The following is a 22,228-nucleotide window of genomic DNA, read 5'->3' as shown; positions in this document are numbered from 1 at the left end:
AGACGTGAAAAAGCCCGCTTGAATGAACTGACAGCGGGCTTTTCTCATTCCGGCGCGCATGCCGCGCGCCGCCGGCTCAGTCAGTCGTCCGCCGCATCGAGCCCCGGGAACAGCACCTCGGTGAAGCCGAAACGCGTGAAGTCGGTGATCCGCATCGGGTACAGCTTGCCGATCAGGTGGTCGTATTCATGCTGGACCACGCGCGCATGGAACCCTTCGGCGACGCGGTCGATCCGCTCGCCGAACTGGTCGAAGCCGCTGTAGCGGACCTTCGCGTAGCGGCTGACGACACCGCGCATGCCCGGCACCGACAGGCAGCCTTCCCAGCCCTCCTCCATGTCCGGCGGCAGGTACTCGAGCTTCGGGTTGATCAGCACCGTCTCCGGCACGGGCGGCGCTTCGGGGTAGCGATTGTTGTTGCCGAAGCCGAAGATGATGACCTGCAGCCCGACGCCGATCTGCGGCGCGGCCAGCCCGGCGCCGTTCGCGTGATGCATCGTCTCGAACATGTCCGCGACCAGCTCGTGCAGCGCCGGCGTGTCGAACTGTTCGACCGGCGCGGCAATTTCGAGCAGGCGCGGGTCGCCCATCTTCAGAATCTCGCGAATCATGGCGCGTGGCCCTCCAGGAGTTGGTGCAAACCGTCTTCGTCCAGCACGGGGATGCCGAGTTCCTCGGCCTTCGCGAGCTTGCTGCCCGCGTCCGCCCCCGCGACGACGTAATCCGTCTTCTTCGAAACCGAGCCCGCGACTTTCGCACCGGCCGCCTCGAGCATTTCCTTTGCAGCCTCGCGCGTGAGCGTCGGCAGCGTGCCGGTCAGCACGACCGTCTTGCCGGCGAGCACGCCCTGCGGCGCCTTCGGCGCGGGCGGCCCTTCGGCCCACGTGACCTTGCCGGGCGCACGCAGCTGCTCGATCACGGTGCGGTTGTGCTCTTCGGCAAAGAACTGGCGGAGCGATTCGGCGACCACCGGCCCGACGTCGTTGACTTCGAGCAGCGCCTCGAGCGACGCATCCATGATCGGATCCAGCGAGCCGAAGTGCTTCGCGAGATCCTTCGCGGTCGATTCGCCGACATGGCGGATGCCGAGCGCGTAGATGAAGCGCGCGAGCGTCGTGTGCTTGGCCTTCTCGAGCGAATCGAGCAGGTTCTGCGCGGACTTCTCGGCGAACCGGTCGAGTTCCGCGAGCGTCGCAAAGCCGAGGTTGAACAGGTCGGCCGGCGTGCGCACGAGGTTCTGCTCGACGAGCTGGTCGATGATCTTCTCGCCGAGGCCGTCGATGTCGAGCGCGCGCCGCTGCGCGAAATGCCACAGCGCCTGCTTGCGCTGCGCCGGACAGAACAGGCCGCCCGTGCAGCGCGCGATCGCCTCGTCCGGCAGCCGTTCGATGCGCGAGCCGCACACCGGGCATTCGGTCGGCATCACGAACTCGGGCGCGTGTTCGGGCCGCCGCTCGAGGATCGCGCCGACCACCTCGGGGATCACGTCGCCCGCGCGCCGCACGATCACGGTGTCGCCGATGCGGATGTCCTTGCGGCGGACCTCGTCTTCGTTGTGCAGCGTCGCATTGGTCACCGTCGCGCCGCCGACGAACACCGGCTCGAGCCGCGCGACCGGCGTGATCGCGCCGGTGCGCCCGACCTGCACGTCGATCGCGACGAGCGTCGTGAGCGCCTCCTGCGCGGGGAACTTGTGCGCCAGCGCGAAGCGCGGCGCGCGCGACACGTAGCCGAGCCGCTCCTGTTCGTCGCGGCGGTTCACCTTGTAGACGACGCCGTCGATGTCGTACGGCAGCGCGTCGCGCTTCTCGCCGACCTTGCGGAAGAATCCGAGCAGCCCTTCCGCGCCGCGCACGACCGCGCGCTCGCGGTTCACTGGCAGGCCGAGCTGTTCGTACCAGTCGAGCAGCGCGCTGTGGGTCTCGGGCATCGCCGCGCCTTCGAGCACGCCGATCCCGTATGCGAAGAACGACAGCGGGCGCTGCGCGGTGATCTTCGGGTCGAGCTGGCGCAGGCTGCCGGCCGCCGCGTTGCGCGGATTCGCGAACTCGCGCTGCTCCGCGGCGCGCTGGCGTTCGTTCAGGCGTGCGAAATCGCGCTTGAACATCAGCACCTCGCCGCGCACGTCGAGCACGGCAGGCAAGTGGCTGCCCTTCAGCTTCAGCGGAATCGAGCGGATCGTGCGGACGTTTTCCGTCACGTCCTCGCCGGTCGTGCCGTCGCCGCGCGTCGCCGCCTGCACGAACACGCCGTGCTCGTAGCGCAGCGAAATCGCGAGGCCGTCGAACTTGAGTTCGCACGCGTAATCGACCGGGTCGGTCACGGTGCCGGCGAGGTCGACGTCCTTGTCGAGCGCATCGGCGACGCGCTTGTCGAACGCGACGATGTCCTCGTCGGCGAAACCGTTGTTGAGCGACAGCATCGGCATCGCGTGGACGACCGGCGTGAAGCCGCTCGCGACTTCGCCGCCGACGCGCTGCGTCGGCGATTCGGGCGTCACGAGTTCGGGGTGATCCGCTTCGAGCTGCTGCAGCTCGAGGAACAGCCGGTCGTATTCGGCGTCGGGCAGTTCCGGCTGGTCGAGCACGTAATAGGCGTAGTTCGCCCGCTCGAGTTGATCGCGCAGCCACGCGGCGCGCGCGTCGGGCTGGCTGGCTGGCGGTTCGGCTTGGGTTCGGGCCATGCTGGCGGCGTTTATTTCTGAGACAGTCGGATGTCGAATTATCTCAGTTCGCCGGGGCTTCGGCACATGCTTTCACGGTGATCCGGTTGATCGTCGGAAAGCACTTCACTCGGCGGTCGACCGCGCACGATCCGTGCACGGATCGTGCGCAATTCATGCGCGTTACTGACTGAACAACCGCCGCGTCACCGGGGAGCCCGCCGGAATACCGGCCTCTTCGAGCTTCGCGTACAGCTTCATCAGCTGCTGCTCGATCGCGAGCAGCGTCGATTCCGGCAGCGGCCGGCGCGAATCGTCGACGACCCGCGCACCGATCCGCTCGGACAGCGACTTCGCGTAATCGCACATCAGCCGGAACGGCAGGATGTCCTCTTCCGCCACCGGCACGTCGAGCACCAGCGTGATCATGTTGCCGCCCTTGTAGGTCAGGTCGTCGCGCAGGAAGTTGGTGTCGCCGAACTGCAGCATGAACACCGGATTCTGCTTCGCGTCGAGCTTGACGAAGCGCGTGCCGTCGCGCGACAGCAGCAGGCCGTCCTGCGACGCAACCGCCTGCACGTAGTTGGCCGACCAGGGCGCGCCGTCCGACATCACGTTGATCGACAGTTGCGCATCGCATTGCGCGGCGAAGCCGTCGAGCTCGCGCGCCATCGACACCGTTTCCATCATGTCCGGGAATTCGGGCGCGCCGTCGATCGCATCGGCGAACTGCTGCACGCCCGTCACGAACTCCGAGAACTCCAGCTCGTTCAGCGGGCCGCCGCGGTTCGCGAGCTGCGCGGCCGCGCGCAGCTCCTCGTAGCGCACGCCGTTCTGCAGCAGCTCCCAGCCGCCGCCTTCCGGCTTGCCTTCGATGTGCACCGGCTTGCTGCCCGCGCGGCGCAGGCGCTGCGCGGCCGGCAGGACCTTGTCGCCCGGCAGCGGCGACGCGAGGCGGATCGGCACGATGCAGTCGATCCGGCGGTCGACGACCGCGGGCGGCGCCGCGGAAATCGTCGTCGCGGCCGGCAGCACCGGCTCGGCCGGCTCGCTCGCGCCGGTGGTCTCCTCGACCGCTTCCGCAGCCGGCAGGTCGGCCGAGGTCGCCTCGGCCTGCAGGTCCGCCGGCATGTCGGCCGGCGCCGCGCCGCCGAAGGTCGGCTCGACGCGCGCGGCCTCGGCCGACGCCGCGGAGCCCGCTGCGGCCTCGGGGGCCGGTGCCGCCGCCTCGCGGCGGGCCGGCTGACGCACCGGCTCGATGAACGGCAGCTCATCGTCGCGCTCGGGGCGGTTCATCGCATCCGCCGTTTCCTGCGGCATCGGACGCGGCATCTTGCGCCGCACCTTCGCGCCCTGCCACGCGTTGTAGACCACGACGCCGCCCACCACGACCGCGCCTGCGCCGATCAATCCGAGTGTCAACTCGTCCATGCACGCTCCATCAGCAATTCTTTTTCGTCGGAACCGCGAACGGGCGCCCATGCGCCGCGCGAACGCGGTCCGGTTTCTTCAAACGTCAATTCTGGGCAAAACCCGCGGCGGTTTCCATGTCCACCGCGACGATCCGCGACACGCCCTGCTCCTGCATCGTCACGCCGATCAGCTGCTGCGCCATCTCCATCGCGATCTTGTTGTGCGAGATGAACAGGAACTGCGTCTTGTCCGACATCGCGCGCACGAGATTCGCGAAACGCTCGGTGTTCGCGTCGTCGAGCGGCGCGTCGACCTCGTCCAGCAGGCAGAACGGCGCCGGGTTCAGCTGGAACATCGCGAACACCAGCGCGGTCGCGGTCAGCGCCTTCTCGCCGCCGGACAGCAGATGGATCGTCGCGTTCTTCTTGCCGGGCGGCTGCGCCATCACCTGCACGCCGGCGTCGAGAATCTCGTCGCCCGTCATGATCAGCTTCGCCTGGCCGCCGCCGAACAGGCGCGGGAACAGGTCGCTGAAGTGACGGTTGACCTCGTCGAAGGTTCCCTGCAGCAGCGTGCGGGTTTCCTGGTCGATCTTGTGGATCGCGTCCTCGAGCGTCGTGATCGCGTCGGTCAGGTCGGCCGATTGCGCGTCGAGGAACACCTTGCGCTCGCTCGCGGCCTTCAGCTCGTCGAGCGCCGCCATGTTCACGGGGCCGAGCGCATTGATCGCATTGTTGATCCGCGTGACCTCGCCCTGCAGGTACGACGGCTTCAGGTCCGGCGTCAGCTTCTCGCGCAGCGCGGCCTCGTCGACCTCGGCCGTCGCGAGCTGCTCGGCGAACTGCTCGACCGACAGGCGCGCGGCCTGCTCCTTGAGCTGCAACTCGGTGATGCGGTCGCGCAGCGGCTGCAGCGATCGCTCGGCCACCAGGCGCTGCTCGTCCGACGCGCGCAGCTTCGACGTCAGGTCGTCGAGCTCGATGCGCGCGGCCTGCAGCGCCTCTTCCTTCACCGCGCGGATCTCGAGCGCGTCCTGCAAACCCGTGTGCGCGGTCTGCTCGTTGATCGTCTCGAGCTCGGCGCGCGCGTCCTCCAGCGATGCGGCGACGCGTTCGCTCTGCTCGTGCGCGACCTGGATGCTGCGCTTGAGCTCGTCGATCCGGGTCGCCGCATTGCGCGCGGCGAAGCGCGCGTCGTTCGCGCCGCGCTCCAGGTCGCGCGCTTCCTGGCGCGCCTGCGACAGCGACTCGTCGAGCGCCTCGAACGCCAGCTGGTTGTCCTCGAAGCGCGCCTGCAACTCGGCGAGCTCGCCGTCGAAGCGCTCGAAATTCGCTTCCGACTCCGCGCGCAGCGCACGCTGCTCCTCGATCTGCGCGCCGATCTCCTCGAGTTCCTCGCGGATCTGCGTGCTGCGCTGCGTGTATCGCTCGTGCGCCTGCGCGAGCTTCAGCACGTCCATCTGAAGCGCGTGCACGCGCTGCGTCGCGCGCTCGGCCTGCGCGCGCACGTCGCCGAGCGCCTGCGTCGCCTGCGTGTGTGCGGCTTCGGCCCGCACGGCGGCCGTGCGCGCGTCGTCGGCGAGCAGCGCCTGTGCGCGCACCTGGCGCGTCAGGTTCTCGATTTCCTGCTGGCGGGCCAGCATCCCGGCCTGCTCCGAATCGGCCGCGTACAACTGCACGCCGACGCGCGTGACGATGTGGCCGGCCTTCACGACGAACGCGCCGCCGGCCGGCAGCTGCGTGCGGGTGGCGAGCGCCTGCGCGACGTCGTCCGCGACGTACACGTTGCCGAGCCAGTCGTTCAGCACCGCGCGGATGCCTGCGTCGTCGATGCGCACGAGCGACAGCACCGGGCGCAGCCCGGCCGCCGCCGCGGGCGGCTCGCCGGCCGCCGGCGGCGCGTAGAAAGCGAGCTTCGCGGGCGGCGCATCGGTCGCGAACGCCTTCACCCAGTCGAGATTCGACACTTCGAGCGCGGCGAGCCGCTCGCGCAGCACGGCCTCGAGCGCCGCTTCCCAGCCCGGCTCGACGTGCAGCTTCTTCCACAGGCGCGGCAGCGCGCCGAGCTCGTGCTTGTCGAGCCACGGCTGCACCTTGCCCTCGGTCTGCACGTTCTCCTGCAACTGCTTGAGCGCCGCGAGGCGCGCCTCGAGCTGGTGGATCTGCGCGCTTTCGGCCTGCACGCGCTCGTGCGCGGCGCGGCGCTCGGCGTCGAGCCGCGGCACCGTCTCCTGCGCATCCGCGAGGCGCGCCTGCGCCTCGGCGAGGATTTCCTCCTGCTCGGCCAGCTGCATGCGCAGCTCCTCGAGCTGCGCTTCGTCCGGCACGTCGAGGCCGCCGGCCTCCGCCTTCAGCCGCTCGTGACGCTGCTGCAGCTGCTGGAGCTGCTGGTCGGCGTTGCGCTGGTGCGCGGCTTCGAGCTTCAGCGACTGCTCGGTTTGCGCGATCCGCGCGCGCTCGTCGTTGAGCTGCGCCTGCCCATCGCGCCATTTCGCCTCGAGCGCCGGCAGCGCATCGTGCTTCGACGCGGCGGCGTCCTCGGCGAGCGCGGCCTTCTCGTCGGCCATCGCGCGCGCCTCTTCGGCTTCCTCGAGCTCGTCCTGCGCCTTCTCGGCCTGCGCGCGCCACTGCTCGCGCTGCGCGTTGAGCGCGGCGATCTGCGCCTGCACGCGGTTGCGCGATTCGACGATGAACTTGATCTCGGCTTCCAGCCGGCTGACTTCGGCGTTCGCCTCGTAGAGCGAGCCCTGCGCGCCTTGCATCGCGTCACTCGCCGCGTAGTGCGCGACGCGCAGCGTCTCGAGCTGCGACTCGACCTCGCGCAGCCGGGCCGTCTGCGCTTCCAGGTCGATCTGCGCCTGCTCGATCGCGCGCTGCTGCTTCTGCTGTTCGCCGGCGGCCTCGTTCTTGCGCAGCAGCCACAGCAGGCGCTGCTTCTCCTCGCCGTCGGCGACGAGTTCCTTGTACCGGGTCGCGACGACCGCCTGCCCCTCGAGCTTCTCGAGGTTCGACGACAGCTCGCGGATGATGTCCTCGACGCGGGTCAGGTTCTCGCGCGTGTCGTGCAGCCGGTTCTCGGTCTCGCGGCGGCGCTCCTTGTACTTCGACACGCCCGCGGCTTCCTCGAGGAACACGCGCAGCTCCTCGGGCTTGGCCTCGATGATCCGCGCGATCATGCCCTGCCCGATGATCGCGTATGCACGCGGCCCGAGGCCGGTGCCGAGGAAGATGTCCTGGATGTCGCGGCGGCGCGCCGGCAGGTTGTTGATGTAGTAGCTCGACGTGCCGTCGCGCGTCAGCACGCGCTTCACGGCGATCTCGCCGTACTGGCCCCACTGGCCGGCCGCGCGGCCGTCGGAGTTGTCGAAGATCAGTTCGACGCTTGCCCGGCTGCCGGGCTTGCGGGCGGTCGAGCCGTTGAAGATCACGTCCTGCATCGATTCGCCGCGCAGCTCGGAGGCACGCGACTCGCCGAGCACCCAGCGCACGGCGTCGATGATGTTGGATTTGCCGCAACCGTTCGGGCCCACGACGCCGACGAGCTGGCCCGGAACCTGGAAATGCGTGGGATCGACGAAGGATTTGAAGCCAGCGAGTTTGATCGAGCTCAGACGCACGGCGGTATCGGATGTGAAGAATGGGTGAAACGGACGACGACACGCCGCGCCGGACCAGCCGGCCCATGCGCGCGGCGCGCCTCGGAATTCAAAAGCGGGGCCGCGCGCATCAGCGTTGGGCCCCGCAAACGGCACCCATCATACCATCGCGCGTGCGCCGTCCCGACCGTCGCCCAGTTTGCCGGGTGCCGGCGCCGAGCGATGGACCCGGCTCGACAGCAGCGTCGCGAGCACGATGCACGCGCCGCCCGCCCATTCGCGCGCGCTCGGCAATTCGTTCGCGAACACCCACGCGGACAGCGCGGTGATCACGATCTCGAACAGCATGATGATCGACGCGCGGTTCGCGGGCACGCGGGCGAGCCCGTACTGGACGAGCAGGTTGTTCGACGCCACCGTCACGCCGATCGCGACGACGATCAGCGCGACGACGCCGAGACTGCCGCTCGCCGGCACGGCCGGGAGCCCCTCGAACAGCGCGGCGATCGCGCCGAACACCGCCGCGCCGCCGAACAGCGTCGCCGTGCGCATCTCGGCGCGCATGTCGGGCAGCTCGCGGCTCGCCTTGATCACCAGCACGTTGCTCATCGCGAAGCTGAGCCCCGCGGCGAGCCCCGCCCACTCGGCCGGATTGGCCGGCAGCGGCACGCCGAGCCGGGGCGACCACAGCATCAGCATCGCGCCGCCGATCGACAGCGCCGCCAGGCCCGCGCCCGCCCAGGTGAGGCGCTCGCGCAGCAGAAAGTGCGCGTAGACGGCGGTCCACGCCGGGGTCAGATAGAACAGCAGCATCACGCGCAGCACCTCGCCGTGGATCGTGCCCCAGACGAAGCCGAGGTTCGTCACGCCGGCCGTCACCGCGATGCCCGGCAGCACCCAGTGCCAGCGCAGGGTCGCGATCGTGCTGCGCCGCGCGACGATCACGAACAGGAACGCGACGGCGCTCGTCAGCGCGCTCGCCGCGGTGCCCGTCATGCCGAGCGACGCCAGGATCCGCAGCGGATACCAGATCAGGCCCCATACCGATGCGCCGATCAGGATCGCCAGCGTCGGCAGGCTGCCGCGTACTGCATTGTTCATCGTGTTCGATACCCTTATCTTTCGTTGCCCGGCCGGCGTTTCGGCCCGCCGTGACTGCATTCCGTCACGCTATAATCGTCGGCTGCGAAACGCGTTGCCGCTCCCGGCGGCGCCGCTTCGCCGCCGCGCGGCGCGCCCGCCGCCCCTTTCGCTCCAACCGGCCGCGATGGCCGCTTCGCCCGTGAATCCTCGACTCGACTCGCTCCAGCCCTATCCCTTCGAAAAGCTGCGCGCCCTGTTCAAGGACGTGACGCCTGCCGCCGGCCTGAAACCGATCAGCTTCGGCATCGGCGAGCCCAAGCACCCGACCCCGGCGCTGATCCGCGACGCTGCGGTGGCCGCGCTCGACGGCCTCGCCGCCTACCCGGCCACGGCCGGCTCGGACGCGCTGCGCACGTCGATCGCGCGCTGGCTCGAGCGCCGCTACGGGCTGCCGGCGATCGATCCGGCCACGCAGGTGCTGCCCGCGTCCGGTTCGCGCGAGGCGCTGTTCTCGCTCGCGCAGACGGTGATCGACGCGAACCGCGCCGACCGCGGCGAGAAGGCGATCGTACTCTGTCCGAATCCGTTCTATCAAATTTACGAAGGCGCGGCGCTGCTGGCGGGCGCCGAGCCGTACTTCGCGAACAGCGACCCGGCCCGCAACTACGCGTGCGACTACGCAGCCGTGCCGGACGACGTATGGGCGCGCACCCAGCTGCTGTTCGTCTGCTCGCCCGGCAATCCGACCGGCGCGGTGCTCACGCTCGACGACTGGCGCGAGCTGTTCGCGCTGTCGGACCGCCACGGCTTCGTGATCGCGTCCGACGAATGCTACTCGGAGATCTACTTCGACGAGGCCAACCCGCCGCTCGGCGGCCTCGAGGCCGCGCACCGCCTCGGCCGCGGCTTCGAGCGGCTCGTGATGCTGTCGAGCCTGTCGAAGCGCTCGAACGTGCCCGGCATGCGCTCGGGCTTCGTCGCAGGCGATGCGGCGCTGCTCAAGCAGTTCCTGCTGTACCGCACCTACCACGGCGCGGCGCTGTCGCCCGTGTGGCAGCACGCGAGCATCGCCGCGTGGAACGACGAGGCGCACGTGCGCGAGAACCGCGCGCTGTACCTGCAGAAATTCAACACCGTGACGCCGATGCTCGCCGACGTGATCGACGTGAAGCTGCCGGACGCCGCGTTCTACCTGTGGGCCAACGTGGCGCGCACCGGCCTGTCGGACACCGAGTTCGCCCGCCGCCTGTACGCCGACTATAATGTGACGGTTCTGCCCGGCTCGTACCTGGCGCGCGACGCGCACGGCACCAACCCGGGCCGCGATTTCATCCGGATCGCGCTCGTCGCGGGCACCCCCGAATGCGTCGAGGGCGCGCAACGCATCGTCGATTTCTGCCGCAACCTCGCGCGGTAATCGTCCATCCCGATCAATTCCATCTTTCCTGCGAAAACGAACATGTCGCAACAACTTCAGCAAATCATCGATACCGCCTGGGAAAACCGCGCCGAGCTGTCGCCGAAGGCCGCGCCCGCCGAAGTCCGCGAAGCCGTCGCGCACGCGATCGAGCAGCTCGACAAGGGTGCCCTGCGCGTCGCCGAGAAGATCGACGGTGACTGGACCGTGCACCAGTGGCTGAAGAAGGCCGTGCTGCTGTCGTTCCGCCTGGAAGACAACGCACCGATGCCGGCCGGCGGCTACTCGCAGTTCTACGACAAGGTGCCGTCGAAGTTCGCCAACTACACGGCCGAAGATTTCGCCGCGGGCGGCTTCCGCGTCGTGCCGCCGGCCATCGCGCGCCGCGGCTCGTTCATCGCGAAGAACGTCGTGCTGATGCCGTCGTACACGAACATCGGCGCGTATGTCGACGAAGGCACGATGGTCGACACGTGGGCCACGGTCGGCTCGTGCGCGCAGATCGGCAAGAACGTGCACCTGTCGGGCGGCGTCGGCATCGGCGGCGTGCTCGAGCCGCTGCAGGCGAACCCGGTCATCATCGAAGACAACTGCTTCATCGGCGCGCGCTCGGAAGTCGTCGAAGGCGTGATCGTCGAGGAAAATTCGGTGATCTCGATGGGCGTGTACCTCGGCCAGAGCACCAAGATCTACGATCGCGAAACCGGCGAAATCAGCTACGGCCGCATCCCGGCCGGCTCGGTCGTCGTCGCGGGCAACCTGCCGTCGAAGGACGGCTCGCACAGCCTGTACTGCGCGGTGATCGTCAAGAAGGTCGACGCGAAGACCCGCGCGAAGGTCGGCCTGAACGAGCTGCTGCGAGGCGACTGATGGCAAAGCCGCCCACCGTGGTCGTGTACGGCATCCCGAACTGCGACACCGTGAAGAAGGCCCGCGTGTGGCTGGACGATCACGGCGTCGAATTCGAGTTTCACGACTTCAAGAAGGCCGGCGTCAGCGCGCCGCTGGTCGAAGACTGGCTGAAGGACGTGTCGCTCGACGCGCTCGTGAACAAGCGCGGCACCACGTGGCGCGGCCTGGACGACGCCATGAAGGCCGCCGCCGATACGCAGGCCGGCGCGATCGCGCTGATGATCCACAAGCCGTCGGTCATCAAGCGCCCCGTGCTCGTCGTCAACGGCCGCGTAAAATCGCTCGGCTTCGCGGCCGACCAGTACGCGGCGCTGTTCGCCGCCTAGGGCGCGCCCCGCGCTGCACGGCGCCCGAAGTCATCGCTGCCGGCCACCGCGCCGGCATTTTTTATCGAAAGTGGTCCGAACCATGTCCGCCACCCTAGCCCTTACCGAACAGCTGATCGCCCGCGCGTCCGTCACGCCCGACGACCAGCACTGCCAGCAGATCATGACCGAGCGCCTCGCCGCGCTCGGCTTCGAATGCGAGACCATCGCGTCGCACGGCGTGACCAACCTGTGGGCCGTCAAGCGCGGCGCCGACGGCCGCGACGGCAAGCTGCTCGCGTTCGCCGGCCATACCGACGTCGTGCCGACCGGCCCGCTCGAGCAGTGGACGTCGCCGCCGTTCGTGCCCGCGCACCGCGACGGCAAGCTGTACGGCCGCGGCGCGGCCGACATGAAGACCTCGCTCGCCGGCTTCGTCGTCGCGGCCGAGGAATTCGTCGCCGCGCACCCCGGCCACCGCGGCTCGATCGCGATGCTGATCACGAGCGACGAGGAAGGCCCGGCGACCGACGGCACCGTCAAGGTCGTCGAGCTGCTCGAAGCGCGCGGCGAGCGCCTCGACTACTGCATCGTCGGCGAGCCGACGTCCACCGCCGAGCTCGGCGACGTCGTCAAGAACGGCCGCCGCGGCTCGATGTCGGGCACGCTGATCGTCAAGGGCGTGCAGGGCCACATCGCGTACCCGCACCTCGCGAAGAACCCGATCCACCTGCTCGCGCCGGCGCTCGCCGAGCTCGCCGCCGAGCAGTGGGACGAAGGCAACGAATACTTCCCGCCGACCACCTGGCAGGTGTCGAACCTGCACTCGGGCACCGGGGCGACCAACGTGATCCCCGGCCACGCGGACCTGATGTTCAACTTCCGCTTCTCGACGGCGAGCACCGTCGACGGCCTGCAGGCGCGCGTGCATGCGATCCTCGACAAGCACGGGCTCGACTACACGCTGAACTGGTCGGTGAGCGGCCTGCCGTTCCTGACGCCGCGCGGCGAGCTGTCGAACGCGCTGGAGAACGCGATCCGCGCGGAGACGGGCCTCACGACCGAACTGTCGACGACCGGCGGCACGTCGGACGGCCGCTTCATCGCGCGCATCTGCCCGCAGGTGATCGAGTTCGGCCCGCCGAACGGCAGCATCCACAAGATCGACGAGCACATCGAAGTCCGCTTCATCGATCCGCTGAAGAACGTGTACCGACGCGTACTCGAACAACTGATCGCCTGACGGAGCCCCGCATGACGACACCTTTTGCAACAGTCCGCGACCTTCTGCGCTTCGCAGTCTCGCGCTTCTCGAAGGCGAAGCTCGCATTCGGCCACGGCTCGGACAACGCGTACGACGAAGCGGCCTACCTCGTGCTGCGCACGCTCGACCTGCCGCTCGACACGCTCGAGCCGTTCCTCGACGCGCGCCTGCTGCCGGATGAAATCGACGCCGTGCTCGCCGTGATCGAGCGGCGCGCGACCGACCGCGTGCCGGCCGCCTACCTCACGCACGAAGCGTGGATGCACGGCCACCGCTTCTATGTCGACGAGCGCGTGATCGTGCCGCGCTCGTTCATCGGCGAGCTGCTCGACGACGGCCTGCAGCCGTACGTCGCCGACCCCGAACAGGTCGGCGCCGTGCTCGAGCTGTGCACCGGCTCCGGCTGCCTCGCGATCCTCGCGGCAAGCGCGTTCCCGAATGCCGAGATCGACGCGGTCGACCTGTCGGACAAGGCGCTCGAAGTCGCGGAGATCAACGTGCGCGACTACGGCCTCGAGGACCGCATCGCGCTGCACCGCGGCGACCTCTACGCGCCGCTGCCGGCGTTCCGCTCGACCGACCCGGGCGCACGCTACGACGTGATCCTGACGAACCCGCCGTACGTGAACGCCGCGTCGATGGCCGCGCTGCCGCCGGAATACCGGCACGAGCCCGAGATGGCGCTCGCGGGCGGCGAGGACGGCATGGACATCGTCCGCCGCATCATCGGCGAGGCGCGCAACTGGCTGCACGACGACGGTGTGCTCGTCGTCGAGATCGGCAACGAGCGCGAGCATGTCGAGGCGGCGTTCGGCGGCCTCGAACTGACGTGGCTGCCGACCAGCGCCGGCGACGACAGCGTGTTCCTGATCCAGGCGTCGGACCTCCCGAAAAAAGCCTGACGACCTTGCCAGCCCGAACCGTGCGGCGCCCCGCTGCGCCGCGCGGTTCGGTAAGATGCGCGTAATGCGGCCGCCGCGCCGCGCGACTTCAGGAGTCCGTCACGCGCCCATGACCCTCGACTGGCTACACCTTGGCACCCTCATCCTTGCCATCCACGTGCTCGGCGTCGTTGCGGCAGGCCATGCGATCCTGAACACCCGCACGTCGCAAGGCGCGATCGCATGGGCGGTGTCGCTCGCGGCGATGCCCTACCTGACGCTGATCCCGTATCTGTTCCTCGGACGCAGCAAGTTCTCCGGCTACGTCGACGCGCGGCGCCACGAGACCGCGGCGCTGCGCACGCATACGCCCCCCGTGCCGTGGCACGACAGCGATTCGACCGAGGGCCCGCCCGCGGACGCGCTCGGGCGCTCCGCGGTGCTCGCGCTCACCCGCCTCGGCGGCATGCCGTTCCTCGCCGGCAACGCGGTGCGCACGCTCGTCAACGGCGAGGCGACGTTCGCGGCGATCCTGTCGGCGATCGACGCGGCGCGCGATTACGTGATCGTCCAGTTCTTCATCATCCACGACGACGCGCTCGGCCAGATGCTGCGCGACACGCTGATCGCGCGCGCGGCCGCGGGCGTGCGCTGCTACGTGCTGTACGACAGCATCGGCAGCTTCGACCTGCCGCACAGCTTCGTCGACGACCTGCGCGCCGGCGGCGTCGAAGTCCATCCGTTCGCGACCAAGCGCCAGTTCGTGAACCGCTTCCAGCTCAATTTCCGCAACCACCGCAAGATCGTCGTGGTCGACGGCCATCGCGCGTTCGTCGGCGGACACAACGTCGGCGTCGAATACCTCGGCGCGAAGCCGCGGCTGTCGCCGTGGCGCGACACGCACATCGAGGTGTGCGGCCCGGCCGTCGCGAGCATCCAGTACGTGTTCGCGGAAGACTGGCACTGGGCGACGCAGAAGCTGCCGCCGCTCGCGCCGCCGCCCGCCGCGCTGCCCGACGCCGACATGCACTGCCTCGCGGTGCCGATGGGGCCGGCCGACAAACAGGAAACCGGCTCGCTGTTCTTCGTCGAGACGATCAATGCGGCGCGCGAGCGGATCTGGATCACCACGCCGTATCTCGTGCCCGACGAAGCCGTGATCGCCGCGCTCAAGCTCGCGGTGATGCGCGGGGTCGACGTGCGCATCCTGATCCCGAGCCGGCGCGACCACTATGTCGTGTTCGAAGCGTCAAAGCTCTATGCGCGCGACCTGGCCGATGCCGGCGTCAAGGTGTTCCGCTACCGGCCGGGGTTCCTGCACCAGAAGGTGGTGCTGATCGACCGCAGCGCCGCCGCGATCGGCAGCGCGAATCTCGACAACCGCTCGTTCCGCCTCAACTTCGAGATCATGGTGCTGACCGTCGACCGGGCATTCGCCGACGAAGTCGAAGCGATGCTCACGGCCGATTTCGCGCTCGCGTACCAGGTCGACGCAAGCGAATACCGCCGCTCGCCGGCATGGCGGCAGGTCGCGATGCACATCGCGCGGCTGTTCGCGCCGATCCTCTAGGCGGGCCGCGGCGTCACCGGCGCACGCCGCGTCACAGCAGCTTTTCGATGTCGGCGGCGATCTCGTCGGGTTTGGTCGACGGTGCGTAGCGCTTGACGATCCGGCCGTCGCGCGCGACGAGAAACTTCGTGAAGTTCCACTTGATCGCCTTGAGCCCGAGGATGCCCGGCGCTTCGTCGGTCAGGTAGCGGTACAGCGGATGCGCGCCGTCGCCCTTCACGTCGATCTTCGCGAACATCGGGAACGTCACGCCGTAGTTGCGCTCGCAGAACGCGCCGATCTGCGCGGCGTCGCCCGGCTCCTGCTTGCCGAACTGGTTGCACGGGAAGCCGAGCACGAAGAAGCCGCGCGCCGCGTACTGGTCGTACAGCTTCTGCAGGCCCGCATACTGCGGCGTGAACCCGCACTCGCTCGCGGTATTGACGATCAGCAGCACCTTGCCGCGATACGCGTCGAGCGACGCCGGCGCGCCGGCGAGCGTCTCTGCGCTGAATGAATACAGTGTGGACATCGTGCCCCCTTCTTTCGCAATCGGATCGACCCGGAGTATAGGGCCTGCCTGCGCCGAAACGGTATCTACCGGACGGCCGATGCCCGGTGTGCGGCGCGCAGTCTAGAATAGCGGTTTTGGCCAGTCATTTCCGCCGTGATCCGTTTCAATCAGTTCAGCCTAGCGCGCGGCACCAAGCCGCTGTTCGACGCGGCCTCGTTCGTGCTCAATCCCGGCGAGAAAGCCGGCCTGATCGGCGCGAACGGCGCCGGCAAGTCGACGCTGTTCGCGGTCCTGCGCGGCGAGCTGCACGCCGACGCCGGCGATTTCTCGATGCCGCCGTCGTGGCGGATCGCCCACGTGTCGCAGGAAACCCCGGCCGTCGACCGCACGGCGCTCGACTACACGCTCGACGGCGACGCCGCGCTGCGCGACATCGAGGCGCACATAGCCGCCGCGTCCGCCGCGCATGACGGTTCGGCCGAAGCGGAAGCGCACGCGGCGTTCGCCGACGCCGACGGCTACACCGCGCCGGCGCGCGCCGAGGCGCTGCTGCTCGGCCTCGGCTTCACGCTCGCGCAGACGCGCGAGCCGGTCGCGAGCTTCTCGGGCGGCTGGCGCATGCGCCTGAACCTCGCGCAGGCGCTGATGTGCCGCTCCGACCTGCTGCTGCTCGACGAACCGACCAACCACCTCGACCTCGACGCGATCGTCTGGCTCGAAGACTGGCTGCACCGCTATCCCGGCACGCTCGTCGTGATCTCGCACGACCGCGAATTCCTCGATTCGATCTGCAACGTCACGCTGCATCTCGAAAACCGGCAGGTAAAGCGCTACGGCGGCAACTACTCGCAGTTCGAAGTGCTGCGCGCGCAGCAGCTCGCACTGCAGCAGAGCGCATACGAGAAGCAGCAGAAGACGGTCGCCCATCTGCAGAGCTTCATCGACCGCTTCAAGGCCAAGGCCACCAAGGCCCGGCAGGCGCAGAGCCGGATGAAGGCGCTCGAGAAGATGGAGCTGATCGCGCCGGCGCACGTCGCGTCGCCGTTCACGTTCGAATTCCGCACGCCGGACGCGGCGCCGAACCCGATGATGGTGATGGAAGACGTCCGCTGCGGCTATCACGCCGACGACGGCGGCGAGATCCCGATCGTCGAGCGCGTGTCGCTGTCGATCCAGAACGGCCAGCGCATCGGCCTGCTCGGCGCGAACGGCCAGGGCAAGTCGACGCTGATCAAGACGCTCGCAGCAACGCTCGAACCGCTGTCCGGGCACGTACGCGAAGGCAAGGGCCTGACGATCGGCTATTTCGCGCAGCACCAGCTCGAAACGCTGCGCGAGGACGATTCGCCGCTCGCGCACCTCGCGCGGCTCGCGCCCGACACCCGTGAACAGGAACTGCGCGATTTCCTCGGCGGCTTCAATTTCTCGGGCGACATGGCGACGAGCCCGGTCGGCCCGTTCTCCGGCGGCGAGAAGGCTCGCCTCGCGCTTGCGCTGATCATCTGGCAGAAGCCGAACCTGCTGCTGCTCGACGAACCGACCAACCACCTCGACCTCGAAACCCGCCACGCGCTGACGATGGCGCTCGCACAATTCGAGGGCACGCTGATCCTGGTATCGCACGACCGGCACCTGCTGCGCGCAACGACCGACCAGTTCATGCTCGTCGCAAAGCATCGGCTGCAGCCGTTCGACGGCGATCTCGACGACTACCGCGACTGGCTGCTGCAGCACGCGGCCGAGCAGCGCGCCGCCGCGAAAGCCGACAGCACCGCGGCGCAGGACGCCGGCCCGGCCGTCAATCGCAAGGATCAGAAGCGCCAGGAGGCCGAGGCGCGGCAGCGGCTGTCGCATCTGAAAAGGCCGCTGCAGACGCGCATCACGAAGCTGGAAAAGGAAATGGACGCGCTGCACACGGAGAAGGCTCGCCTCGACGCGTTCGTCGCCGATCCGGCCAGCTACGAAGCCGCGCGCAAGGTGGAGCTCACCGACGCGATCCGCAAGCTGGGCGATGTCAACGCGCGGCTCGAAACCATCGAGGCGGATTGGCTCGCGGCACAGGAAGAACTCGAGCAGATCGGCTGAATGCCACACCGCGCAGTGCCAACGCATGCGCCACTTGCGACAAGGCCGGGCGTAACGGCCCGGCCTGGGTGCGCATCGTCCGCTGCATGTGGCCCGGCGCCTCGGCAGCGCGACGAATCAGCGCCGCGGCAGCGTGTCCCGCGGCATCTGCTCGTCGTCGCCCATCAGGTGGCGACGCCCCTGCGTCGGCCGGCGCATCGCCGCGACGACTTCCGCCTCCGTCACGTCCTCGGCGACGACCCGGCGAGCGATGCGCCCTTCGTCGTCGATCCATTCGACGATCCGGCACCCGCCGCCCCACGGCTGGCGGATCGGCTCCGATACGCGGCAGCCGCGCAGGTTGTAAAGGCGTCCGCCGGGCGCCTGCCCATATTGTTTGAACATAGGTCCCTTTCGCATTGCGCGGTTCGACAGTCCGCCCAAGGATAGGGAAAAGCGATGTCCGCCGGGTTACACAACCCTACGGATTGTTTACATCGAATTACGTGACAGATCGCCGGAGGCATCGCCTCCGGCGTGCGGGAATGCTCATTCGAGCCCGCGGACGCGGTCGATTGCCTGCTCGATCCGGTCGACCGCCATCACCTCGAGCCCGTCGATCGGCTGCTTCGGCGCGTTCGCCTTCGGGATCAGCGCGAGCGTAAAGCCGAGCTTCGCGGCCTCGCGCAGGCGCTCCTGGCCGCGCGGGCACGGCCGGATCTCGCCGGCCAGGCCCACTTCACCGAACACGATCAGGCCCTTCGGCAGCGGCTTGTTGCGCATCGACGAATGGATCGCGAGCAGCACCGCGAGGTCGGCGGCGGGCTCGGTGATCTTCACGCCGCCCACCGCGTTGAGGAACACGTCCTGGTCGAAGCACGCGATGCCCGCGTGGCGGTGCAGCACCGCGAGCAGCATCGCGAGCCGGTTCTGCTCGAGGCCGACCGCGAGACGGCGCGGGTTCGGCACATGCGCGGTGTCGACGAGCGCCTGGATCTCGACGAGCAGCGGGCGCGTGCCCTCCTGCGTGACGAGCACGCACGAGCCGGGCACGACCTGCTCGTGCTGCGACAGGAACAGCGCGGACGGGTTGGCGACGCCGCGCAGCCCGCGCTCGGTCATCGCGAACACGCCCAGCTCGTTCACGGCGCCGAAGCGGTTCTTGAACGCGCGCACGAGGCGGAACGACGAATGCGTGTCGCCTTCGAAGTACAGCACCGTGTCGACGATGTGCTCGAGCACGCGCGGGCCCGCCAGGTTGCCCTCCTTCGTCACGTGCCCGACCATGATGATCGAGGTGCCGGACTGCTTCGCGATGCGCGTGAGCTGCGCCGCGCACTCGCGCACCTGCGCGACCGAGCCCGGCGCCGACGTGAGCGCCTCCGAATAGACGGTCTGGATCGAGTCGACGACCGCGACGTCCGGCCGCTCCGCATCGACCGCCGCCTGGATCTTCTCGAGCTGGATCTCCGCGAGCAGCTTCAGCTCGGCGGCCGGCGTGCCGCCGTCGAGCAGCGACAGCCGTTGCGCGCGCAACGCGATCTGCGCGGCCGATTCCTCGCCGCTGATATAGAGCGCGCGGCGCTCGCTCGCGATGCCCGCGAGCGACTGCAGCAGCAGCGTCGACTTGCCGATGCCCGGATCGCCGCCGATCAGCACCACGCCGCCCGCGACCAGGCCGCCGCCGAGCACGCGGTCGAATTCGCCGATGCCGGTCGAGAAGCGCGGCACGTCGGCCGCCTCGATGTCGACGAGGCGCTGCACCGGCGCGCGTTTCGCGAGCGACTGGAAGCGGTGCGCCGACGGCGATTCAGCGACCGATTCGACGAGCGTGTTCCAGGCCTGACACGACGGGCACTGCCCCTGCCACTTCGGGGACTGGCCGCCGCACTCGCTGCAGACGTAGAGCGTTTTCAGTTTGGCCACGCGGTGCGCCCTTATTCCGCGCGCACCGGTACGCGGGCGGCCACCGCGCACATCAGTTCATAGCCGATCGTCCCGCAGTGCCGCGCCACGTCGTCGATCGGCAGATCGTTGCCCCACAGTTCGACGCGTGCGCCGACACCGGCCTGCGGGCACGGCGTCAGGTCGACGGTGATCATGTCCATCGACACGCGGCCGACGATCCGCGTGCGGATGCCGTCGACGATCACCGGCGTGCCCTCGGGCGCGACGCGCGAATAGCCGTCCGCGTAGCCGCACGCGACGACGCCGATCCGCATCTGCGCCGGCGCCGAGAACGTCGAGCCGTAGCCGATCGACTGCCCTTTCGCGATCGTCTGCACCGCGATCAGCTCGGACGCGAGCGTCATCGCCGGCTTCAGGCCCGTATCGGCGATGTCGGCGGAGCGCCCGGACGGCGACGCGCCGTACAGCACGATCCCCGGGCGCACCCAGTCGAAATGGGTTTGCGGATGCCAGAGCACCGCCGCCGAATTCGCGAGGCTGCGCGCGCCGGCAATGCTTTGCGCGCCGCGCTCGAACGCGGCCAACTGCTCGGCGACGCCGCGCTCGCTGTCCGCGTCCGAAAAATGAGTCATCAACGTGATCTGGCCGATGCCGTGGCAGGCACGCGCCCGTTCCCACGCGGCGCGATACTTCTCGGGCGAGTAGCCGAGGCGGTTCATCCCGCTGTTCATCTTCAGCTGCACGTTGACGGGCTTCGACAGCCGGGCCGTTTCCAGCATCCGCATCTGCTCGTCGTTGTGGACGGTCGTGGTCAGGCTGTAGCGGTCGATCACGTCGATGTCGGTCGAGCGGAAGAATCCTTCCAGCAGCAGGATCGGGCCGGCCCAGCCGAGTTCGCGCAGCTTGACGGCCTCGTCGAGGTCGAGCAGGCCGAAGCCGTCGGTGCCGCGCAGGCCGGGAAACACGCGCGCGAGGCCGTGACCGTAGGCGTTCGCCTTGACGACCGCCCAGACCTTGGACTGGCCGGCGTAGCGGCGGACGACGGAAAGATTGTTCGCGAGAGCGGCGGTGTGGATGGTGGCGGAGATCGGGCGCGGCATGGGAAATTTACGTAAAGACGCTTGCGAATCATCAGCTTACCGTGCCTTTTGAGCACCGAAGCCGACAACTTGCGGAACGATCGGGGAATCTTGCTAGTCCGAATTGCTGTATTTTCGTGTTATAAAGCCGTGCGCACAACCCATTTCGAACGGAATAAGCCGATCGCATACCTGGCGGCCTACGCGGCCGGGCCGCAGCGACGAACGCATCGCATCAGATGAAAAAAGGTTTTTACACCATCATGGCCGCGCAGTTTTTCTCGTCGCTGGCCGACAATGCGCTCCTCATCGCCGCCATCGCCCTGCTGAAAGACCTTCACGCCCCGAACTGGATGACACCGCTGCTGAAGCTGTTCTTCGTGTTGTCCTATGTCGTGCTCGCGGCGTTCGTCGGCGCCTTCGCGGATTCCCGCCCGAAGGGCCGCGTGATGTTCATCACCAACTCGATCAAGGTCGTCGGCTGCCTGATCATGCTGTTCGGCGCCCATCCGCTGGTTGCGTACGGGATCGTCGGCTTCGGCGCGGCGGCCTACTCGCCCGCCAAATACGGCATTCTCACCGAGCTCCTGCCGGCCGACCGGCTCGTCGCGGCGAACGGCTGGATCGAAGGCACGACCGTCAGCTCGATCATCCTCGGCACCGTGCTCGGCGGCGCGCTGATCAGCCCGCACATCGCATCGCACGTGATCGCGCACACGCCGTCGTGGATCAACACGCCGGCCGAATCCGCGATGGCGATCATCATGGCGATCTATGTCGTCGCCGCGCTGTTCAACCTGCGCATTCCCGATACCGGCGCACGCTACCCGCGCCAGCAGCACGGCCCGATCAGGCTCGTCACCGACTTCGCCGACTGCTTCATGGCGCTCTGGCGCGACAAGCTCGGCCAGATCTCGCTGGCCGTCACGACGCTGTTCTGGGGCGCCGGCGCGACGCTGCAGTTCATCGTGCTGAAATGGGCCGAGGTGTCGCTCGGCATGTCGCTGTCCGAAGGCGCGCTGCTGCAGGCGGTCGTCGCGGTCGGCGTCGCGGCCGGCGCGATTGCCGCCGCGGGCCGGATCCCGCTGAAGAAGTCGCTGACGGTGCTGCCCGTCGGCATCATCATGGGCGTCGCCGTGATGCTGATGGCGTTCTACACGCGCGACATGATCCCGTCGAACTGGGTCCTCCATCTCGGCCACATCCGCATGCCGATCTACCTGCTCATCGCGTACATCTTCCTGATGTGCGTCGGTGCGCTGTCCGGCTACTTTGTCGTGCCGATGAACGCGCTGCTGCAGCATCGCGGCCACGTGCTGCTGTCGGCCGGCCACTCGATCGCGGTGCAGAACTTCAACGAGAACCTGTCGGTGCTCGTGATGCTGTGCCTGTACGCGGTGCTCGTGTGGCTCGACGTGCCGGTCGGCGTCGTGATCGTGCTGTTCGGCACCTTCGTCTGCCTGACGATGTGGCTCGTGATGCGCCGCCACCAGGCGAACCAGCGCCAGTTCGATTCGGTCGCGCTGATCGGCGAATCGAAGCACTGACGCTACACTTCCCGTTTCCGCATGCCCGCGCCGGT

The 22,228-nt window shown here is 68.5% G+C and carries 17 protein-coding genes; 8 read left to right on the top strand and 9 right to left on the bottom strand.

Annotated features, from left to right (window positions below):
- Positions 1-80: 80 nt before the first annotated feature.
- From def to ABFO07_RS08620, 5 genes are all read right to left on the bottom strand, one after another.
- Positions 81-611, bottom strand: a complete 531-nt coding sequence (def, locus tag ABFO07_RS08640) for a peptide deformylase (RefSeq protein ID WP_059563473.1) — start codon at positions 609-611, stop codon at positions 81-83.
- On the bottom strand, positions 608-2,683 hold the full coding sequence (ligA, locus tag ABFO07_RS08635; protein WP_347468635.1) for an NAD-dependent DNA ligase LigA: 2,076 nt from the start codon (positions 2,681-2,683) through the stop codon (positions 608-610). The genes def and ligA overlap by 4 nt, the downstream gene beginning before the upstream one ends.
- Before the next feature lie 162 nt (positions 2,684-2,845).
- A complete protein-coding gene (locus ABFO07_RS08630; protein WP_347468634.1) occupies positions 2,846-4,093 on the bottom strand; it encodes a cell division protein ZipA C-terminal FtsZ-binding domain-containing protein in 1,248 nt (415 codons plus the stop codon).
- An 85-nt stretch (positions 4,094-4,178) separates the two neighbouring features.
- Entirely contained in the window at positions 4,179-7,691 is a 3,513-nt protein-coding gene (gene smc, locus ABFO07_RS08625; protein WP_059984711.1) for a chromosome segregation protein SMC, read from the bottom strand.
- A gap of 138 nt (positions 7,692-7,829) precedes the next feature.
- A complete protein-coding gene (locus ABFO07_RS08620) occupies positions 7,830-8,771 on the bottom strand; it encodes a DMT family transporter (protein WP_347468633.1) in 942 nt (313 codons plus the stop codon).
- 166 nt (positions 8,772-8,937) lie between these two features.
- Between ABFO07_RS08620 and dapC the strand changes: the two genes are divergently transcribed.
- The 6 genes from dapC (at position 8,938) to cls (ending at position 15,102) form a co-directional block, all read left to right on the top strand.
- The gene (dapC, locus tag ABFO07_RS08615) at positions 8,938-10,170 is read left to right on the top strand and encodes a succinyldiaminopimelate transaminase (RefSeq protein ID WP_059809616.1); all 1,233 of its coding nucleotides are present in this window, start codon (positions 8,938-8,940) and stop codon (positions 10,168-10,170) included.
- A 42-nt stretch (positions 10,171-10,212) separates the two neighbouring features.
- Positions 10,213-11,040 carry a 2,3,4,5-tetrahydropyridine-2,6-dicarboxylate N-succinyltransferase gene (dapD, locus tag ABFO07_RS08610; RefSeq protein ID WP_059563479.1) on the top strand — a complete coding sequence of 276 codons (828 nt, stop codon included), beginning with the start codon at positions 10,213-10,215 and terminating at the stop codon, positions 11,038-11,040.
- Positions 11,040-11,408, top strand: a complete 369-nt coding sequence (locus ABFO07_RS08605; protein WP_017331714.1) for an ArsC family reductase — start codon at positions 11,040-11,042, stop codon at positions 11,406-11,408. The genes dapD and ABFO07_RS08605 overlap by 1 nt, the downstream gene beginning before the upstream one ends.
- 82 nt (positions 11,409-11,490) lie before the next feature.
- On the top strand, positions 11,491-12,630 hold the full coding sequence (gene dapE, locus ABFO07_RS08600) for a succinyl-diaminopimelate desuccinylase (RefSeq protein WP_059809618.1): 1,140 nt from the start codon (positions 11,491-11,493) through the stop codon (positions 12,628-12,630).
- 11 nt (positions 12,631-12,641) lie between these two features.
- Positions 12,642-13,553 carry a 50S ribosomal protein L3 N(5)-glutamine methyltransferase gene (prmB, locus tag ABFO07_RS08595; protein ID WP_059563482.1) on the top strand — a complete coding sequence of 304 codons (912 nt, stop codon included), beginning with the start codon at positions 12,642-12,644 and terminating at the stop codon, positions 13,551-13,553.
- Between the two features lie 109 nt (positions 13,554-13,662).
- On the top strand, positions 13,663-15,102 hold the full coding sequence (gene cls / locus ABFO07_RS08590) for a cardiolipin synthase (RefSeq protein WP_059885182.1): 1,440 nt from the start codon (positions 13,663-13,665) through the stop codon (positions 15,100-15,102).
- Positions 15,103-15,133: 31 nt separating this feature from the next.
- Here the strand turns inward: cls and ABFO07_RS08585 are convergent, their stop codons facing one another.
- Positions 15,134-15,613: a glutathione peroxidase gene (locus tag ABFO07_RS08585; protein ID WP_059921515.1), complete on the bottom strand. Its 480-nt coding sequence runs from the start codon at positions 15,611-15,613 to the stop codon at positions 15,134-15,136.
- Positions 15,614-15,748: 135 nt separating this feature from the next.
- Between ABFO07_RS08585 and ABFO07_RS08580 the strand changes: the two genes are divergently transcribed.
- On the top strand, positions 15,749-17,680 hold the full coding sequence (locus ABFO07_RS08580) for an ATP-binding cassette domain-containing protein (RefSeq protein WP_347468632.1): 1,932 nt from the start codon (positions 15,749-15,751) through the stop codon (positions 17,678-17,680).
- Between the two features lie 117 nt (positions 17,681-17,797).
- Here the strand turns inward: ABFO07_RS08580 and ABFO07_RS08575 are convergent, their stop codons facing one another.
- The 3 genes from ABFO07_RS08575 to alr all read right to left on the bottom strand — a co-directional run bounded on the left by ABFO07_RS08575 (position 17,798) and on the right by alr (position 20,667).
- Complete coding sequence (locus ABFO07_RS08575; RefSeq protein WP_059563486.1) at positions 17,798-18,064, bottom strand: DUF2866 domain-containing protein; 267 nt, start codon at positions 18,062-18,064, stop codon at positions 17,798-17,800.
- A 144-nt stretch (positions 18,065-18,208) separates the two neighbouring features.
- Positions 18,209-19,585 carry a DNA repair protein RadA gene (gene radA / locus ABFO07_RS08570; protein WP_347468631.1) on the bottom strand — a complete coding sequence of 459 codons (1,377 nt, stop codon included), beginning with the start codon at positions 19,583-19,585 and terminating at the stop codon, positions 18,209-18,211.
- An 11-nt stretch (positions 19,586-19,596) separates the two neighbouring features.
- On the bottom strand, positions 19,597-20,667 hold the full coding sequence (gene alr, locus ABFO07_RS08565; RefSeq protein ID WP_059885189.1) for an alanine racemase: 1,071 nt from the start codon (positions 20,665-20,667) through the stop codon (positions 19,597-19,599).
- A 218-nt stretch (positions 20,668-20,885) separates the two neighbouring features.
- Between alr and lplT the strand changes: the two genes are divergently transcribed.
- Positions 20,886-22,193 (top strand): lysophospholipid transporter LplT, encoded by a 1,308-nt coding sequence (lplT, locus tag ABFO07_RS08560; protein WP_059809626.1) that lies wholly within the window; start codon positions 20,886-20,888, stop codon positions 22,191-22,193.
- Positions 22,194-22,228: the final 35 nt, after the last annotated feature.

The sequence above is a fragment of the Burkholderia stagnalis genome, assembly GCF_039848545.1.
In the GTDB taxonomy this organism is placed as follows: domain Bacteria; phylum Pseudomonadota; class Gammaproteobacteria; order Burkholderiales; family Burkholderiaceae; genus Burkholderia; species Burkholderia stagnalis.
The sequence above is the reverse complement of the archived record's forward strand: the minus strand, read 5'-3'. Positions and strand labels throughout refer to the sequence as shown.

Excerpts from the sequence above, each read along its gene's own strand:
- def (WP_059563473.1), bottom strand. The coding sequence starts at position 611 with ATGATTCGCGAGATTCTGAAGATGGGCGACCCGCGCCTGCTCGAAATT.
- lplT (WP_059809626.1), top strand. The coding sequence starts at position 20,886 with ATGAAAAAAGGTTTTTACACCATCATGGCCGCGCAGTTTTTCTCGTCG.
- dapC (WP_059809616.1), top strand. The coding sequence starts at position 8,938 with ATGGCCGCTTCGCCCGTGAATCCTCGACTCGACTCGCTCCAGCCCTAT.
- ABFO07_RS08585 (WP_059921515.1), bottom strand. The coding sequence starts at position 15,613 with ATGTCCACACTGTATTCATTCAGCGCAGAGACGCTCGCCGGCGCGCCG.
- ABFO07_RS08620 (WP_347468633.1), bottom strand. The coding sequence starts at position 8,771 with ATGAACAATGCAGTACGCGGCAGCCTGCCGACGCTGGCGATCCTGATC.
- ligA (WP_347468635.1), bottom strand. The coding sequence starts at position 2,683 with ATGGCCCGAACCCAAGCCGAACCGCCAGCCAGCCAGCCCGACGCGCGC.
- ABFO07_RS08575 (WP_059563486.1), bottom strand. The coding sequence starts at position 18,064 with ATGTTCAAACAATATGGGCAGGCGCCCGGCGGACGCCTTTACAACCTG.
- dapD (WP_059563479.1), top strand. The coding sequence starts at position 10,213 with ATGTCGCAACAACTTCAGCAAATCATCGATACCGCCTGGGAAAACCGC.
- dapE (WP_059809618.1), top strand. The coding sequence starts at position 11,491 with ATGTCCGCCACCCTAGCCCTTACCGAACAGCTGATCGCCCGCGCGTCC.
- ABFO07_RS08630 (WP_347468634.1), bottom strand. The coding sequence starts at position 4,093 with ATGGACGAGTTGACACTCGGATTGATCGGCGCAGGCGCGGTCGTGGTG.
- alr (WP_059885189.1), bottom strand. The coding sequence starts at position 20,667 with ATGCCGCGCCCGATCTCCGCCACCATCCACACCGCCGCTCTCGCGAAC.
- cls (WP_059885182.1), top strand. The coding sequence starts at position 13,663 with ATGACCCTCGACTGGCTACACCTTGGCACCCTCATCCTTGCCATCCAC.
- prmB (WP_059563482.1), top strand. The coding sequence starts at position 12,642 with ATGACGACACCTTTTGCAACAGTCCGCGACCTTCTGCGCTTCGCAGTC.
- ABFO07_RS08605 (WP_017331714.1), top strand. The coding sequence starts at position 11,040 with ATGGCAAAGCCGCCCACCGTGGTCGTGTACGGCATCCCGAACTGCGAC.